Raw genomic sequence first — 15,841 nt, 5'->3', positions numbered from 1 at the left:
GCACTTTTCCCTTGGCGTCAAAACAAATCATCGGCCAGTGCGTCCTGTGCTTCCCGTTCACGCCGCTCCTTTCGCTCCTTGAGCCACGCACGCAAATCCGCATCGCCGCGGACCGCAGCGGGCAGGGCCACGAAATACGCCTTTTCCCGCTCCGGGTCGTTCAAACGGTCGATTTCGGTCTTGATATGGTGCAGATCGTAGCCCGGCTCAACCTGAGCCGGCATTTCCGGCCCGGGGACGGCCGCGGGCCTTTTGGGAGGCGTCAGATGGTCCACGATATCGAGCGCCGCCGAATTCCGGTTGGCTTCGCGCAGGTAATCGTCGAAGGTCTTGGACAACTTCATGCGATTGTTGGCGTTGGCCTCCAGGCGCTGCTGCAGGTCCTTGAGCCGGCCGTTGACCAGGTCTCGGATCGGCTGATAGTGACTTTTGTAGGCGCCGTAGTCGCTGAAACCCCCGGTGGAATCATAGGCGTTCTTCGACTCATTGCCCACAAACCCATATTTGTAGCCAATGAGCAAACCAATCGCCTGTGTCGCTACATAGATAAGGCCCAGCATCAGAAACGCCGTCATGCCCTCGATGGAGGTACCGCTATCGGCGTCGCTTTTTGCCTTGGCGTCCGCAGCACGCTGCGGGGCGCTTACGGCATCGGGCAAGGTGCTCGCGAACGGATTGAACGCCGCGCTGCCATTCATTTGCGCCGATTCCCGCGTCTGCTCATTGAGCATGTGCGTGTAGCGCAGGCCAGTGGACAGCACAGCGATGCCCACGATCAGGATGATGGCGGAGTAGACCCAACCGTAGCTGCCGCGGTCATAGGGATTCTTGGCGATTCGATTGAGGATCTGGTTGTAATAGGGCGCACGATCGTCGCGGCCGTGGTCGTTCAGGCCGACCTGCTCAACTTCGAGGTTCGCGCTACTGTCGCCCTCCTTGAACTGAGCGAAGCAGGCGCGCAGCAGTTTCGTCCGACGGTATTGGTGACCGGCCTGGTGCGTGATCATCACCATGATCACGCAAATGACGAACACCACGCAGACCGAAATGATGGCGACCATATTGCTGCTCGCTTCGCTGGCCATCCACGACGACAACATGTACGAGAACCCGATCCCTTCGGCGATCACCAGCACTACCAGCAGCGACCAGATGAAAAGAGGCGCCGGCTTTTGGCCTTTGTCCGACGCCTTGCGCAGATAGTCGCTATAGTGCGCGAACTGGCCTTGCGACATGAAGTTGCAGAACGGCTTGTAGATAGCGCACAGGCTTTCCTCCGCGCGTAGCCAGCCCTCGTTCCCCTTGGTGCGATCCTTGGCGAGGCGAGCCAGGCTGCCGATGATGGGCAAAGATACCCACAGATCACGAAACCACAGATTGAACCGGAACAAAGCCACTGTTATCGCCAATAGGATCATGGCAATGACGAAGTAGATAAATGCCGTGTTTGCCGCGTAGAAATTATTCAGGGATTCAAGCATCCTGCGTCCTTTGTATGTATCAACCGATCCGAGGCTGGTGTCGCGTCACTTAGCCAAGCTGGGAGCGAAAGCGGTCTGGTAGGACTGCTTGTTCAACGTATAGACCAGATTCGAATCAGGGGCGTGGCGGGGATCCTTGTTCGGAATGACGATGTCCATGCACTGCAAGGAATCGCCTACGAACACCCGGTACAGGAGAGCATCCGAGCCTTGATAGGCATTGACTTCCGGCTTGCTGCGGAGGGTCGGTTCAGCCTTCTTATCGCCCGAATAATTGGTGTAGACAAGCAGTTCAGGACGGCGCGCCGGCGAGCCGCCATCGCGCAACACGGCGACATGCGTCAGTGCCACCAAGTGCCCATTTACCAAGCCCGCCCAGCTCGAGTCGTACACGCCAGGCAGATAGTCGTTGGTGGAGAACTTGGCCTCCCGATCGTTCTTGAGCGACTTGACGCCCTTCGAAATGCGGGGGCGATCATCCGCGCAACTGCCCACGATGGAAGGCTCGGCTGCGTGCGCGGTGCTCAGCAAGCTGAAAGTCGATTTCTGCGTCGAGAGCTTGCCGATGCTGACCTGTACATAGTTGCCGTGCACTGGCGTGCCACCGAAATCAATGTCTTGGGCGGCAGTGCTCGCATGCGCCGAAGGCGTTGCATCCGTCGCCGACGGATCCGGGCTGGCAACTGACGGCCTGTCGTTCCGGTTCGCTTGGCCGACGGAAGCCTTGCGGGAAGAGGTCGGCTGCGCCCCGCCTGTTGTTTCCTTGCGCGGCCCCGAGGCTGCCGGCCCGGGCGTCCGGTAGTACGCCAGCACGGGCTTGCGGTTGGCCAGATAGCCCGCCATGGCCTCGTCTTCGCCCAGATCGACCACCTCGACCCTGCGGTTACGCGCGCGTCCCGCTGCACTGTGGTTGTCCGCAATCGGCAGCGTTTCGCCCGCGCCTTGATAGAAGATCTGATCTGCCCTGAAACCGCGGGACACGAAGATCTTGGCCACCGCGCGGGCGCGAGCTTCGGAGAGGTCGGCGTTGAGCTGGGAAGAACCCGTGTCATCGGTGTGTCCGACCAAAAGAATGCGCATCGCATTGTTCCGCGCATTGACGGCGTCTCGATCCTTGGCGCTGGCGGAGGCCGCCGCCACATCGCGGTAGGTGTCGGCCAGATCCGCCATGGCCTTCGCCGCCTGCGGCGTCAAAATCGCCGAGCCCGGCGCGAACTGTTCGCCCTTGTCGATGATGGACACGCTCAGGCCAGCGGTCGTCTTGGCAGCGTCCGCGGATCCGCCGCCTTGCGGCTTGGGCGTGGCCAGCGGATCCACTTGGGTATCGGCCACCTTGATGTCGGAAACAACCAGGTCGAGGTTATTGGCCTGCGCCACCTTGAAGAGCGCGCATCTGCGCTCGTCAATGTTGTGACCGATCACGCCGCCGACCAAGGCGCCTGCCGCCGCGCCGATGGCCCCGACAATCACCTTGTCCCTGGCGTTCTTCCCGCCCAGCAAAGCCCCGGCGACCGCGCCAAGGGCACCGCCCACGGCAATCCCTGTATTGCGCGAACTATCGGAGCAAGGATCATTACTCGCGAACGTACTTTGCAGCGCGTTGCTGTCGCCGGGTAAGGTCTGGCACCCCGCCAAGCCGAGGGAGGCAAGACTGGCACACAGCACGGTGGGAAGAATGCGAAGCGTCGTGACTCGCAGAACGGACGTGATTGTCGTGCCCACATCGAAACCAAAAGCCATCAACCCCTCACTACAATTACAAATATAAATTTATAAATGTGTATTTATCTGCGCCGTAGCCCGATATTGATTTAGATAAATTACATTTTGAAGGATTTGCATTGTAATAGATGCATTGTGATGCGCCAAATGCAATACAAATTATTTCAGATCGACAGAAGATGACGACCCATGGCGCCCCTCCCGTGCATTGGCATGGGGCTCAAATGGCGAATCGAAGGGGAATTGCAGAGCGGCCCCCCGGACAGGGCAGGCGCAAAGAGACGAACGCAAAGACAAAAGGCCTGTAAGAATCCAGTTCTTACAGGCCTTTGCTGTCCGGATGTCCGGATGTCCGGACAAATTCTTGGTGCCGACGGCGAGACTCGAACTCGCACAGCTTTCGCCACTACCCCCTCAAGATAGCGTGTCTACCAATTTCACCACGTCGGCTGACTTCATCCAGAAAAGCCGTGGCTTCCTGGAAAGTCGAACATTCTATCACGTAATTGACGATTCGCGTGCATCCGCTCGCCTTGCCGCTCCAGACCCGGCCGTCCGGCGAGCCTCGCCCGGGCAACAAGCCCTTACAAGCGCGACAGGCCATGGCATCAATCTGTCATGTCTCCGGGCAATACTGGCATCCCCATGCGCACACCCGGGATGTTCCCGGGGAATTTCCTCCGGATATTCATATAAAAGGGAATTCGTTGGCGCGCATGCCTGGCCGGCTTACGATGCCAGCCATACACAACAGGGCCTCAGGCCCGTAGAAAAGGCTCCACCATGCAACGTCTGATATCCCCCATCCTGGCCCGTCGCCCCACGCTGCTCGCCGGCCCGCGCAGCTCGCGCCGTTACGACGCCGTCGTGTCCCTGCGGGCCTACCGCGAAGCGCGCCAGTTGCGCGAATCCGCCGAACGCATCCTCGCGGTGTCGGCGCGCCACATGCTGCCGGGCGCCTGAACACGGCTTTCCCGCAAAGGGCGCCATTGCGGCGCCGCCATGAAAAAAGGCCGGCTATCGCCGGCCTTTCTCATGCTGTCCAGGCTTACTTGGCCGGCGTTTCGGCCGGCTTGTCGCCCGCGGCGGCCGGCGCCGACGGCACCGAAGCGTCCGGCTTGGCAGCCGGGGCCGGGGCAGGAGCCGAACCGGCGCCAGGCACCGACGAAGCGGCGCCGGGGACGGACGAAGCGCCCGGCACCGACGAGGCGCCCGCGCCCGGCTGGGCCGGCGCGGCGCCCGGCACCTGCGGCACGGAACGGTCGGCCGGGAAGTTCTGCATCACGCCGGAGTCGACGGCGGGGCCGCTGGTGCCCTTGTGGCTGACATAGGCCAGGCCGGCCGTGGAGGCGAAGAAGACCACCGCGGCCCACTTGGTGGCACGCGACAGGAAGTTGGCCGCGCCGGTGGCGCCGAACAGGCTGCCCGACGAGCCGCTGCCGAACGCGGACCCCATGTCGGCGCCTTTGCCCTGCTGCAGCAGGACCAGCACGATGATAGCCAGCGCCGAGATCACTTGGACGGCCAGCAGAAGTTTGAGCATCAAGGGCATTACAGACTCCGGAACGGAAACTTAGATGGCGGCGATTCGCAAAAATTCTTCGGCCACGAGCGACGCGCCGCCGACCAGGGCTCCGTCGATATCAGTCATGGCGAACAAACTGGCGGCATTGGCAGCCTTGACGCTGCCGCCGTACAAAACCTGCACCTGGGCCGCGCCCAGCGCGACCAGGGCGGCGCGGATGGCGCCGTGGACTTCCTGGGCCTGCTCGGGGCTGGCGGTGCGGCCGGTGCCGATGGCCCACACGGGTTCGTAGGCCAGCACCATGCGCGAGACGGCCTCGGCGCCCAGCGCCAGCACCGGCTTGAGCTGGCGTTCGATCACGGCCAGCGTGTTACCGGCTTCGCGATCGGCCAGCGACTCGCCCACGCACACCACCGGGGTCAGGCCGGCAGCCAGCGCGGCGCGAGCCTTGTCGGCGACCATCTGGTCGGTTTCACCGTGCAGCACGCGGCGCTCGGAGTGGCCGGCCAGCGCATAGCGGCAGCCGAATTCCTTGAGCATGGCGCCCGCGACTTCGCCCGTGTAGGCGCCCTTGTCGTGGGCGCTGACGTCCTGCGCGCCCCAGGACACGGCGCTGCCGGTCAGGGCCGAGGCGGCCTGCGCCAGGTACGGAAACGGCACGCAGACGCCGATCTCGCAATGGCTGGCGGCATCCGCGGCGCGCAGTTCGGTCAGCAACGCGGCATTCTCGGCCAGGTTGCCGTGCATCTTCCAGTTGCCCAGCACGAGGCGGGCGCGGTGTTCGACTGAAGTCATGGCGCAAATGTCAGAGTGGGTGAACCCGGGGGAAAAGCACCCGCCCACGGGCTGGCCTGGAAATAATTCCAGGCGAAACCCGTGATTGTATCCTGTTGCGCGGCGCCGCGCCGAACGCCGCGCGTTTCTTACACGGTCAGGATGATTTTGCCGATGTTCTCGCCGCTTTCCATCATGGCGTGGGCCTGGGCGGCCTGGGCCAGCGGGAAGGTGGCGTGCACGATCGGCTTGATGGCGCCCTGCTCCAGCAGCGGCCAGGCGCGCTCGCGCAGCGCCCGGGCGATGGCGCCCTTGAAGTCCACCGGGCGCGGACGGAGGGTCGAGCCGGTGATGGTCAGGCGGCGGCGCATGACCTGGCTGGTATCGACATTGGCCTGCGCGCCGCCCAGCTGGGCGATGATGACGATGCGGCCGTCGTCGGCCAGGCATTGCATGTCGCGGGCGATGTAGTCGCCGGCCACCATGTCCAGGATCACGTCGACGCCGCGGCCACCGGTGGCGTCCTTCACTTCCTTGACGAAGTCCTGCGTCTTGTAATTGATGCCGCGCGCGGCGCCCAGGGCCTCGACCGCGCGAGCGCGGTCATCGCTGCCGACGGTGGCGTAGACCGGGTTGCCCATGGCGCGGGCCAGCTGGATGGCCGTGGTGCCGATGCCGCTGGCGCCGCCGTGCACCAGCAGGATCTCGCCGTCGGCCAGGCGGCCGCGGTCGAACACGTTGCTCCAGACGGTGAAATAGGTTTCCGGCAGGCCGGCCGCTTCGATATCGGACAGGCCCTTGGGAATCGGCAGGCACTGGGCGGCGGGCGCGACGCAGTATTCGGCATAGCCGCCGCCAGCGACCAGGGCGCACACCTTGTCGCCCAGCGCGAAGCCGCTGCCGGCCAGGTCGCCGCCGACGATTTCACCGGCCACTTCCAGGCCCGGCAGGTCGGACGCTCCGGGCGGCGGCGCGTAGTTGCCCTTGCGCTGGAACACGTCCGGACGGTTGACGCCCGCGGCGCTGACCTTGATCAGCACTTCACCCTTGCCGGCTTCGGGCGTGGGACGTTCGGCGGGAACCAGGACCTCGGGGCCGCCCGGGCGTGAGATTTCTACACAGTGCATCGCGTGCCTCCTTCGCGGCAAATGGATTATTATTGCGCCCTTTACGGCAAGTCGCGTTTTCGTCAGGTAGAGTGTTTGCCTGGCGGCCGGATTGCCGCCCCCCGCAGTACAGTGCGGCACCAGGAAGCGTGGCAGAGTGGTCGATTGCACCGGTCTTGAAAACCGGCAACGGGCAACCGTTCGTGAGTTCGAATCTCACCGCTTCCGCCAGGAATCCGCCCTCTCCCCCCTTTTTCGCGCCATCATGCGCCCAGGCCTATCGGCCGGCAGGATCGCGCTCGCCTTCGCTTGTGCTGGGCGCGGAGGCCGGTCAGCGGCGGGTCGCGTCGCGCCTTGTGGCACGGCGCCCGTCATTTGTTGATCACGGCGCCATCACCGCGATGCTCGCGGCCACGCGCCGCGGGGGGTGCCGCATCGGGCGTTGGCGCGGCGGCGTCCGGCCGCTGGCGCTGGATCTGCTCCAGTTGCGCCGCCGCCTCGTCGCCCTTCAATTCGGCCACCCGGCCGCGCACGATCGCATCCATGTACTGGCGCGTGAACGTTTCGCCCACGCGCCAGGCATCGCCGTCGCGCACGAAATCGAAATCGCCTTCGAGCACCTGCCAGTCGGCGCGGCCGATGGCCGACAGCAGCCGGTCGCGATATTCGGCCTGCAAGCGGCACGACCATTTGCCGCCTCCCAGCTCCTTGCAGTCGCCCAGCGGCTGGACGTTGCGCACCGTACGCGTATCGGTTTCCGGCGGCAGGCCCACGCGCTGGCGTTGGCGCTCGTACGCCGCCTTGCGCGCTTCGCCCCGGGTGGTCTGGTCGAATGCCGCCACGCCCTGCTCGAACGCGGCTGCCAGCCGGACGGCGCCGGCCGGCTGGCCCACGTCGCGCGGCTTGCCGCTGGCATCGAGCTGCCCGTAACGGGCCCGCACCACGCGCGGGTCCGCGCCGGCGATCATCATTTCGCCCTTGGCATTGGGCCCGATGGTGTAGGCCAGGCTGGAGGTGGCCTCGCCCACCTTCAACGTGGCGGTGCAACCGCGCGAACGTTCCGGCTTGATGTAGCCGACCTCCTTCACGTCCGCAAATGTCGCCAGGTACAGGTCCGCGGGCGCCGCGCCCCCGGCCAGCGGGTTCCTGGACATCTGCTGGATGCGCGAGGTGAACATGCTGGCGCGCAGGGTCTTCTGCACATCGGCGTCATCGCATTGCGGCGGCGATGCCGGCGCAAACAGGTACCAGCCCGCCGCGGCCACCGCGATCACGCCGCCGCCCAGCCATGCCCAGCGCGGGCCGGGAAAAGCGCGCTTGAGCGCGATCTGGCGCACCTGCCGTTCGTATTCTTCAAGCTTGCGCTGCATCAGCGCGTCCATCTCGGCCAGCGCCTGGCGACGGGTGGCGTTGCCGGCGAAGGCGGCTTCGGTCACGGACAGCTCGCCGATGGCCGCCAGGTCCTCGTCGGAAACGATGTGCTCGTCCACCAGCCAGAACAACGCCTCGCCAAGCGACGCCCACGGTTCGGCGCCCCTCTCGCCCAGGCGCTGGCGCGCGGCGGCGTGGTGGTCCGGGCGAATGACGCCGTCGGCAAGCAGGCGGTCGAGAAGCGGGGTCGATGCAGGGACCATGGATGTGCGGCGGGCTGCCAAGACGAGGATGGCACATGATACCGTCGCCGCATTCGCGCGCCCGGCCGGCGCGGCCTCATACCGCGCCGGCCTCAGGCGGCGCAGGTCTCAAAGATGCACTGCCGGACCGGAGCCGCGTCCGGGCGCGTGGATGCGCACCCGCAATGCGATCAGCAGCGCCGCCAGCAGCATCAGGATGCCGGCCGCCACGAACACGCCGACAATGCCGTTGGCGCTGAACATCGCGCCACCGGCCGCCGCGCCCGCCGCGATCGACGACTGCACCGACGCCACCACCATGCCGCCCGCGCTTTCGGCTTGGTCGGGCATCGCGCTGGCCACCCAGTTCGACCACGCCACCGGCACCCCGCCGAACGCCATTCCCCATAGCGCCACCAGCAGCGCCTGTCCCGTCACGGACGCCGGCAGCAAGGCCAGCGCCAGGGCCGCCGCCCCCACCAGCGCGGGCATCAGCACCAGCGTGGCGCGGGCGCTGTGCCCCAGCAACCAGCCCGCCAGCAGGGTGCCGGCGAAATTCGCCACGCCAAAACCCAGCAGCATCAAGGCCAGTCCGTCGGCGCCGACGCCTGTCGTGGTTTCAAGGAACGGCCGGATGTAGGTGAACAACGCGAAGTGGCCGGTGTGCACCAGCACGCATCCCAGCATGCCGACGGCGATGCCGGGACGCAGCAATACCTCCAGCACCGTGCGCAGCCGCGCGGTCCGGCCCGGCGCCAGCCGCGGCAGCGTGAGCCACTGGAACGCCAGCGTCGCCACGCCGACCGCGGCGGCGGCGACGAAGGCGCTGCGCCAGCCATACCTGCCGCCCAGATAGCTGCCGAGCGGCACCGCCACCACGGTCCCCACGGCAATGCCACTGAAGATGATCGACAACGCGCGCGGCAGCAGGGCGGGCGGCACCAGGCGCATGGCCACCGCCGCCGCCATGCTCCAGAAACCGCCCAGCGCAATGCCGAGCAAAATACGCATCGCCAGCAGCACCGTCAGGCTGGAAGACAGCGCCACCAGCAGATTGGAGGCCACCATCAGGGTGCTGAAGGCCAGCAGCACCACGCGCCGATCGAGCGCGCGCGTCAGACCCGGCACCAGCAGTCCGGCAAACAGCGCCACCACCGCCGTCACCGTCACCGCCTGCCCGGCCAGCGCCTCGGAGACGCCCAGGTCGAGCGCCATCGGCGTCAGCAGGCTGGCCGGCAGGTACTCCGCGGTCAGCAAGCCGAACACCCCCATCGCCAGCGAAAACACCGCCATCCAGGCGGGCGGCGCATCCGCCGCGCGCGACATGCGGCCATCGCAGACCGCTTCACAGACACCATGACTCATCGCAGAACATCCTCAGGAAAACATCACAGCGGCCAGTCTAGGGATGGCGTCCAGGATGATCTATGATGAAGAATCTTTGATTTTTGATCCAAACACCTGAATGAATGCCACGGATGCCTTTGCGCTTTCGTCCGACCTGATCAGTGAACTGCTGACCGGCATGCGCCTGCGCGGCGTGCAATACCGCCGCATCCAGGTCGGCGCGCCGGTCGGCCTGGGTTTCCGCGCCCGCCCCGGCCACGCCTACTTCCACTACCTGGCGGTTGGCAACGCGGTGCTGCGCAGCGCCGACGGCGCGCTGCATCCGCTGTCCGCGGGCAACGCCGTGCTCATTCCCCAGGGCGACGCCCATCACTTGCTATCCGACCCGCGCGCCCCGGTGCGCGATATCGACGAGGTGGCCGCGGCGCCGCTGGGCGAGCAGGTCAGCGGCGTCGACACCTGCCCCAGCACGCACGACACGCCCAGCGCCGTGCTCTTCTATGGCTGCATGGCGTTCGACCTGGGCGGCATGCGGGGCCTCGGCCCCTTGATGCCTGGCCTGATGCTGGTGGACGCCGCCAGCGAACGCTACCCGGGCGCGCTGGCGCTGCTGGACGCCATGAAGCGCGAAATCTGCGCCGGACGCATCGGCTTTGCCGGCATCCTGGCGCGCCTGGCGGAAGTGGTGGCCGCCATGATCGTGCGCGGCTGGATCGAAAGCGGTTGCGATGATGCCGCCGGCCTGGTGGCCGCCCTGCGCGACCCGCGGCTGGCGCGCGCCATCCTGGCCCTGCATCGCCAGCCCGGCCGCGATTGGACCGTGGAAGAACTGGCGGCGCAATGCAATGTCTCGCGATCGGTCTTCGCGCAACGCTTCCAGGCCACCATCGGCACGCCGCCGCTGCGCTACGCCACCGAATTGCGCATGCGCCTGGCCAGCCAATGGCTATCCCACGAGCGCTTGCCGATCGACACCGTGGCCGAGCGCCTCGGCTATACCTCCCAAGCCGCCTTCAGCCGCGCCTATAAACGCGTCACTGGTCAATCACCGGGCGCCAGGCGCCGCGGCCCAACCGTAGCCCTGCAGCAGGCCCAGCAGGGATAGGCGTGCCACCGCCACGGCCTCATCGCGCAAGGCATCGGCGCGCCAGCCCATCTCGATGGCGTAGCCCGGCATGGCGACCGGGCACGGCAGCAGCCGCAGCCCCGAGACCGCCGCCAGGCCGCGCGCCGCGTGGGTCGGCAGGGTCGCCAGCGCGTCGCCGCCACGCAGCAGGAACGCCAGCGCCGCAAAGTGCGTGGTCGCGGCCAGCACCCGTCGCGTCAATCCCTGCGCGTGCAGCACCTCGTCAACCACGCCGATGAATCCGCCCGACGACACCAGCACGTGCGCACGCCCGGTGAAATCCTCCACGGACAACGCATCCTGGCCCGGCGCCAGGCTGGCCGGATCAACCAGGCAGGCATAGTCGCCCTGCCCCACGGTCACGCGCTGCAATGCGGGCGCGGTCAGTCCACCGGACGCGATCACCAGGTCGACGTCGCGCGCCATCAGCATGTCGGCGGCCAGGCGGCTGTGGGTCTGGCGAAAGATCAGACGTAGTCCCGGCGCAGCCTCGGCCAGCGCCGCGATGGCCTCGCGCCCCAGCGCGATTTCGAAGTCGTCCGACAGCCCCAGCGTGACCGAACGCCCGGCAAAACCGGCCGGCCCAGGCCGGGCCAGCGACAGGCTTTGCCGGCACTTGTCCAGCGCCTCGCCGATGATCGGCCGCAGCTCGCGGGCCCGCAGGCTGGGCGAAAGGCCGCGCCCGGTGCGCACGAACAGCGGATCCGCATACAGCGTGCGCAGCCGCGCCAGCGACGCGCTGACGGCCGACTGCGTCACGCCCAGCCGCAGCGCCGCGCGGCCCGCGCCGCCTTCGTCGTAGATCGCCTCGAACACCTTGAGCAGGTTCAGGTCGGTCGACTCGATATCGATCTGGCTCATATCATTTATCGTCAAATGGGATTGATCGATTTTAGGCTGGCGCCGACACTGGCAGCTCCCAACACCCCGCCAGCCCCAGCCAAGGAACCCGCATGACCACCCAGACCGTTGCCGCGCTGCAGATCGGCGCCTCGCCCGAGGGCAAGGAAGCCACCCTGGAACGGATCCTGGCCTTCGAGGCCGAGATCACCGCCTCGGGCGCCGCGCTCGTGGTCATGCCCGAAGCCCTGCTCGGCGGCTATCCCAAGGGCGAGATATTCGGCACGCGCCTCGGCTACCGCTTGCCCGAAGGCCGTCAGGCCTATGCCCGCTATTACCAGAACGCCATCGACGTGCCCGGCCCCGAGACCGACGCGCTGGCCGCGCTGTCGCAACGCACCGGCGCCAGCCTGGTGATCGGCGTCATCGAACGCGCCGGCAGCACGCTGTACTGCACCGCGCTGTACTTCGATCCGGCCGCCGGCCTGGCCGCCAGGCACCGCAAGCTCATGCCCACCGGCACCGAACGCCTGATCTGGGGCCAGGGCGACGGCTCCACCCTGCCCGTGGTGGAAACCGCCGCGGGCCGCGTCGGCGGCGCCATCTGCTGGGAAAACCACATGCCGCTGCTGCGCACCGCCATGTACGCCAAGGGCGTGCAGATCTGGTGCGCGCCCACCGTCGACGAACGCGACATCTGGCAATGCTCGATGCGTCACATCGCCCACGAGGGCCGCTGCTTCGTCATCAGCGCCTGCCAGGTGCAGCCGTCGCCCGCCGAACTGGGCCTGGACGTGCCCGGCTGGGATCCGCAACGCCCGCTCATCAATGGCGGCTCGCTCATCGTCGGCCCGCTGGGCGACGTCCTGGCCGGCCCGCTGCACGGCCAGACCGGCCTGCTGACCGCAACCATCGACATCGAGGACCTGGTGCGCGCGCGCTACGACTTCGACGTGGTCGGCCATTACGCGCGTCCCGACGTTTTCGCCCTGGACGTGGATGAACGCGTGCGCCAGAGCGTGCGTTTCACCGCCTGACTTCACCCGGCCGGCGTCCGCCAGGGCGGGAAGCCCGCGGCTCCAGTGGTATAGTCACGGCCGCTGGATACCCATGCCGCGCCCGCGCGGCTCACCCGGTATCCCGTTGCCGCCCCGTCCGCGGGGTCGGCGATGCCCGAGTGGTGAAATTGGTAGACACAAGGGACTTGAATCCATTTGAGCCCTCCGGAGGAAACTCCAGAGGTGTAGCCCGTCAAACTCGGCGAATGCCCTGGACCCGGTCCGAGCCAACGCCGAGCCAAGCCCGCTTCGAAAGAACCGGGAAGGTGTAGAGAGCAGACGGCGGGCACCTAAGGCCGCAAGGCTATGGTGAAGGCGTGCTCCAGACCACGAACGGCGCTTGACGCGCCGGCGGCGAAAGTCGAAGTGGTACGAAAATCCCTCGGCCGCAAGGCCGTACCGGTTCGATTCCGGTCTCGGGCACCACCCCTATGCCAGGCGCCGCCGCGCCTGCCTTGCCTGCGCGCCCGGACCGCCCGATCTTGACCGCCACACCCGCCGCCCCGCCCTTCATCGTCCTGGACGCCTGTGTCCTCATGTCCGGCATCCTGCGCCGCCTGCTGCTGCGCCTGGCCGACGCCGGCGTGTTCCAGCCGGTCTGGACCGAACGCATCGGCGAGGAATGGCGCCGTAACGCCTGCCGCATCTGGGACATCCCGCCCGAGGTGATGGCCGAGTTCTGGGCCGAGATGAACGCCCGCTTCCCGCAGGCCATCGAGCACGACACCCAGGTCTACGAGGCGGCGCTGCGCTACAGCGACCCCAAGGATTTCCACGTCATCGCCGCCGGCCTGGCGCGCCGCGCGCGCTGCGGCCTGCCGCAGACGCCGGTGGTGCAGGTGCTGACCTGGAACCTGAAGGATTTCAACCGCTCGGAACTGCGCCGCCAGGGCCTGGACGTGTACAACCCCGACCGCATGCTGGCGCAATGGTGGCAGGACGGCGCCGGGCGCATGCGCGACGCCATCGCGCAGATCCCGGCCGACTACGTGGCGCTGGGGCGCGAGCCCGAGCCGCTGGCCGCGACCTTGCACCGCGAGCGGCTGTACCGGCTGAAGAACCAGGTGGGCCGGGATCCGGAGCTGGGCCGCCCCTGACTCAATGGTCGTGGTTGCTGGCCGCGAAACCGGCCGCGTTCAGGATGTCGATCACTTCCTGGATGTGCTCCGGCCCGCGCGTCTGCAGCACGAAATCCACTTCCACGTTGCGCACCGGCAATGAGGTGAACGCGCGCTGGTGATGCACCTCGGTGATGTTGGCCTGGGCGTCGGCGATCAGCTTGGTGGCGTGGGCCAGCGCGCCCGGCAGGTCGCGCAGATCGACGCGGATGCGGGCCAGGCGGCCGGCGCGCACCATGCCGCGCTCGATCAGTTCGCCCAGCATCAAGGGGTCGATGTTGCCGCCGGTCAGCACCAGGCCGATGCGCTTGCCCTTGAAGCGCTCGCTGCCCGCCTCCTGCGCGCGCAGCAGCGCCGCCAGGCCGGCCGCGCCAGCGCCTTCGACCACGGTCTTCTCGATTTCCAGCAGCACCACGATGGCGTGCTCGATGTCGGCCTCGCTGACCAGTTCGATGTCGTCGACCAGCCGGCTGACGATGGGCTGCGTCAGCCCGCCCGGCGATTTCACCGCGATGCCTTCGGCGATGGTGTACTGCCCCTGCGGCATCGATACGCCCTTGACGGCGGCATACATGGCGGGAAAGCGCTCGGTCTGCACCCCGATGATCTCGATGCCGGGCTTGAGCGCCTTGGCTGCCGTGGCGATGCCCGAGATCAGGCCGCCGCCGCCGATGGCGATCACCAACATGTCCAGCTGCGGCTGGTCTTCCAGCATTTCCAGCGCCACCGTGCCCTGCCCCGCGATCACGGCCTCGTCGTCGTAGGGGTGGATCATGATCAGCCCGCGCTGTTTGGCCAGCTCGTAGCCATGCGCCTTGGCGTCGTCGAAGGTATCGCCGGCCAGCACCACTTCGGCGCCGAAGCGGCGCGTGTTGGCGACCTTCACGGTCGGCGTGAAGCGCGGCATCACGATCACGGCCGGCACGCCCATGCGCTGCGCATGGTAGGCCACGCCCTGGGCATGGTTGCCGGCCGACACCGCGATTACGCCCGCGCGGCGCTCGTCTTCCGACAGCGTCAGCATGCGGTTGAGCGCGCCGCGCTCCTTGAAGCTGGCGGTGAACTGCAGGTTCTCGAATTTCAGCCAGATCTCGGCGCCGAAGATGTCGGACAGCGTGCGCGACAGGGTGAACGGGGTCTTGAGCACCTGGCCACGCAGGTTCTCGCGGGCGGTCTGGATGGAAGCGATATCGATCACGGTGGAAAAATCCTGTTAGCGCACCGGCAGGAAATTGAACAGCAAAAGGCCTTGCGCATAGTTGATGCCGATGCGCCGCGAGTTCTCGCCCAGCAGATTGGCGATCAGGTCCAGCCGGCCGATGATGGCGCCGAACTCGCGTTCGAAACTGAGGTTGGTGGCCTGCGCCGACATCTCGTTGGCCAGCAGCAGCGGCTCGCCCTGGTTGTTGCGGCGCGACGCCAGCAGCCAGGCCGCCGCCTCGACGTTCCGTGCGGCATTGTAGACCCGCTGCCCGTCGAGCGCGTCGGTGGCGTACAGGCGGGTCTTGCCATTGTGGGCGGCGATGATGGTGTCGGCCAGGCCGTAGATGAAGGCCCCGACGCGGTCGCCGCTGTAGTTGGGATCGAGCGACACCGCCAGGATCTGGATGTCGTGCAGGCCGGCCAGGTCGGCCGGCGGGATCCGCACCTCGATCGCATGCTTGACCCGCGACACCGCGGTCGCGTGGTCGGGCGCGCCGGTCTTGCGCCATTCGCGCGGGTTGCGTCGGTAGAGCTTGTCCAGCAGGCTGTAGAGGCTGGCCAGGTTGTCGCGCACCTCCAGGGTGACGGTGCGGTTGAAGTCGGTCTGGACCAGTTGGTCGGCCGACATGCCTTCGCCCTTGGGCGAACCCTGGCCCGGCCCGGGCGCGGACATGCATCCGGCCAACAACGCTCCCAGCAGCATGGCCGCCGCCGTGGCGGGTCCTCGCCATCGCGTCATGCTCGATCCATCCGTATCCCCCTCTGTCTGGCGCCCTGCCGGCTTGCGCCGCGCCGGCGCTCGTGTCACGCGCAAGACTTTACCGTAAGGCGCGCGAAGATGGGAGATGCGGGAGATTCGAAGACGAAAGAAGATGAATCCGCCTGCCACCAAAGCAAAGAAAAACGGCGCCTCGCGGCGCCGTTCTTG

At 66.9% G+C, this 15,841-nt stretch carries 14 protein-coding genes and 2 tRNA genes; 5 read left to right on the top strand and 11 right to left on the bottom strand.

Features of this window, described 5'->3' with window-relative positions:
- Positions 1–17: 17 nt before the first annotated feature.
- The 3 genes from DK459_RS26355 to DK459_RS26345 form a co-directional block, all read right to left on the bottom strand.
- The gene (locus DK459_RS26355) at positions 18–1,481 is read right to left on the bottom strand and encodes a hypothetical protein (RefSeq protein ID WP_146221917.1); all 1,464 of its coding nucleotides are present in this window, start codon (positions 1,479–1,481) and stop codon (positions 18–20) included.
- Between the two features lie 45 nt (positions 1,482–1,526).
- The gene (locus tag DK459_RS26350; protein ID WP_020924805.1) at positions 1,527–3,221 is read right to left on the bottom strand and encodes an OmpA family protein; all 1,695 of its coding nucleotides are present in this window, start codon (positions 3,219–3,221) and stop codon (positions 1,527–1,529) included.
- A gap of 347 nt (positions 3,222–3,568) precedes the next feature.
- Positions 3,569–3,653 (bottom strand) — tRNA-Leu (locus tag DK459_RS26345).
- 333 nt (positions 3,654–3,986) lie between these two features.
- Between DK459_RS26345 and DK459_RS26340 the strand changes: the two genes are divergently transcribed.
- Positions 3,987–4,166, top strand: a complete 180-nt coding sequence (locus DK459_RS26340) for a hypothetical protein (RefSeq protein ID WP_006389135.1) — start codon at positions 3,987–3,989, stop codon at positions 4,164–4,166.
- Positions 4,167–4,251: 85 nt separating this feature from the next.
- On the opposite strand, the gene secG is transcribed toward DK459_RS26340, so the two are convergent.
- From secG to DK459_RS26325, 3 genes are all read right to left on the bottom strand, one after another.
- Positions 4,252–4,755: a preprotein translocase subunit SecG gene (gene secG / locus DK459_RS26335; protein WP_054440273.1), complete on the bottom strand. Its 504-nt coding sequence runs from the start codon at positions 4,753–4,755 to the stop codon at positions 4,252–4,254.
- 21 nt (positions 4,756–4,776) lie between these two features.
- Positions 4,777–5,523 carry a triose-phosphate isomerase gene (gene tpiA / locus DK459_RS26330; protein WP_006389133.1) on the bottom strand — a complete coding sequence of 249 codons (747 nt, stop codon included), beginning with the start codon at positions 5,521–5,523 and terminating at the stop codon, positions 4,777–4,779.
- A 128-nt stretch (positions 5,524–5,651) separates the two neighbouring features.
- Positions 5,652–6,629, bottom strand: coding sequence for an NAD(P)H-quinone oxidoreductase (locus tag DK459_RS26325; RefSeq protein ID WP_006389132.1), 978 nt, complete (start codon positions 6,627–6,629; stop codon positions 5,652–5,654).
- Positions 6,630–6,751: 122 nt separating this feature from the next.
- On the opposite strand from DK459_RS26325, the gene DK459_RS26320 reads away from it, so the two are divergent.
- A tRNA-Ser gene (locus tag DK459_RS26320) sits at positions 6,752–6,839 on the top strand.
- A gap of 140 nt (positions 6,840–6,979) precedes the next feature.
- On the opposite strand, the gene DK459_RS26315 is transcribed toward DK459_RS26320, so the two are convergent.
- Together DK459_RS26315 and DK459_RS26310 are read right to left on the bottom strand one after the other, a co-directional pair.
- Positions 6,980–8,242, bottom strand: a complete 1,263-nt coding sequence (locus DK459_RS26315; RefSeq protein ID WP_024068026.1) for a hypothetical protein — start codon at positions 8,240–8,242, stop codon at positions 6,980–6,982.
- 108 nt (positions 8,243–8,350) lie between these two features.
- Positions 8,351–9,586 carry an MFS transporter gene (locus DK459_RS26310; RefSeq protein WP_070541505.1) on the bottom strand — a complete coding sequence of 412 codons (1,236 nt, stop codon included), beginning with the start codon at positions 9,584–9,586 and terminating at the stop codon, positions 8,351–8,353.
- A 100-nt stretch (positions 9,587–9,686) separates the two neighbouring features.
- Here DK459_RS26310 and DK459_RS26305 point away from each other — a divergent pair, with 100 nt between their 5' ends.
- Positions 9,687–10,673: an AraC family transcriptional regulator gene (locus tag DK459_RS26305; protein WP_045952815.1), complete on the top strand. Its 987-nt coding sequence runs from the start codon at positions 9,687–9,689 to the stop codon at positions 10,671–10,673.
- On the opposite strand, the gene DK459_RS26300 is transcribed toward DK459_RS26305, so the two are convergent.
- Complete coding sequence (locus DK459_RS26300) at positions 10,614–11,555, bottom strand: LysR substrate-binding domain-containing protein (protein ID WP_020924810.1); 942 nt, start codon at positions 11,553–11,555, stop codon at positions 10,614–10,616. The genes DK459_RS26305 and DK459_RS26300 overlap by 60 nt on opposite strands.
- A 92-nt stretch (positions 11,556–11,647) precedes the next feature.
- Between DK459_RS26300 and DK459_RS26295 the strand changes: the two genes are divergently transcribed.
- Both DK459_RS26295 and DK459_RS26290 read left to right on the top strand, forming a co-directional pair.
- On the top strand, positions 11,648–12,571 hold the full coding sequence (locus DK459_RS26295) for a carbon-nitrogen hydrolase family protein (RefSeq protein ID WP_020924811.1): 924 nt from the start codon (positions 11,648–11,650) through the stop codon (positions 12,569–12,571).
- 452 nt (positions 12,572–13,023) lie between these two features.
- The gene (locus DK459_RS26290; RefSeq protein ID WP_020924853.1) at positions 13,024–13,689 is read left to right on the top strand and encodes a PIN domain-containing protein; all 666 of its coding nucleotides are present in this window, start codon (positions 13,024–13,026) and stop codon (positions 13,687–13,689) included.
- 1 nt (position 13,690) lies between these two features.
- Here the strand turns inward: DK459_RS26290 and DK459_RS26285 are convergent, their stop codons facing one another.
- Both DK459_RS26285 and DK459_RS26280 read right to left on the bottom strand, forming a co-directional pair.
- Positions 13,691–14,908: a threonine ammonia-lyase gene (locus DK459_RS26285; RefSeq protein ID WP_006389123.1), complete on the bottom strand. Its 1,218-nt coding sequence runs from the start codon at positions 14,906–14,908 to the stop codon at positions 13,691–13,693.
- A 15-nt stretch (positions 14,909–14,923) separates the two neighbouring features.
- A complete protein-coding gene (locus tag DK459_RS26280) occupies positions 14,924–15,652 on the bottom strand; it encodes a hypothetical protein (RefSeq protein ID WP_006389122.1) in 729 nt (242 codons plus the stop codon).
- Positions 15,653–15,841: the final 189 nt, after the last annotated feature.

This window comes from Achromobacter sp. RW408 (assembly GCF_003184165.1).
Lineage (GTDB): Bacteria > Pseudomonadota > Gammaproteobacteria > Burkholderiales > Burkholderiaceae_B > Achromobacter > Achromobacter xylosoxidans.
This window is presented reverse-complemented; position numbering and strand designations above follow the sequence as displayed.

Excerpts from the sequence above, each read along its gene's own strand:
- DK459_RS26300 (WP_020924810.1), bottom strand. The coding sequence starts at position 11,555 with ATGAGCCAGATCGATATCGAGTCGACCGACCTGAACCTGCTCAAGGTG.
- DK459_RS26340 (WP_006389135.1), top strand. The coding sequence starts at position 3,987 with ATGCAACGTCTGATATCCCCCATCCTGGCCCGTCGCCCCACGCTGCTC.
- DK459_RS26355 (WP_146221917.1), bottom strand. The coding sequence starts at position 1,481 with ATGCTTGAATCCCTGAATAATTTCTACGCGGCAAACACGGCATTTATC.
- DK459_RS26295 (WP_020924811.1), top strand. The coding sequence starts at position 11,648 with ATGACCACCCAGACCGTTGCCGCGCTGCAGATCGGCGCCTCGCCCGAG.
- DK459_RS26350 (WP_020924805.1), bottom strand. The coding sequence starts at position 3,221 with ATGGCTTTTGGTTTCGATGTGGGCACGACAATCACGTCCGTTCTGCGA.
- DK459_RS26310 (WP_070541505.1), bottom strand. The coding sequence starts at position 9,586 with ATGAGTCATGGTGTCTGTGAAGCGGTCTGCGATGGCCGCATGTCGCGC.
- DK459_RS26315 (WP_024068026.1), bottom strand. The coding sequence starts at position 8,242 with ATGGTCCCTGCATCGACCCCGCTTCTCGACCGCCTGCTTGCCGACGGC.
- DK459_RS26305 (WP_045952815.1), top strand. The coding sequence starts at position 9,687 with ATGAATGCCACGGATGCCTTTGCGCTTTCGTCCGACCTGATCAGTGAA.
- DK459_RS26290 (WP_020924853.1), top strand. The coding sequence starts at position 13,024 with ATGCCAGGCGCCGCCGCGCCTGCCTTGCCTGCGCGCCCGGACCGCCCG.
- DK459_RS26325 (WP_006389132.1), bottom strand. The coding sequence starts at position 6,629 with ATGCACTGTGTAGAAATCTCACGCCCGGGCGGCCCCGAGGTCCTGGTT.
- tpiA (WP_006389133.1), bottom strand. The coding sequence starts at position 5,523 with ATGACTTCAGTCGAACACCGCGCCCGCCTCGTGCTGGGCAACTGGAAG.
- DK459_RS26280 (WP_006389122.1), bottom strand. The coding sequence starts at position 15,652 with ATGACGCGATGGCGAGGACCCGCCACGGCGGCGGCCATGCTGCTGGGA.
- secG (WP_054440273.1), bottom strand. The coding sequence starts at position 4,755 with ATGCCCTTGATGCTCAAACTTCTGCTGGCCGTCCAAGTGATCTCGGCG.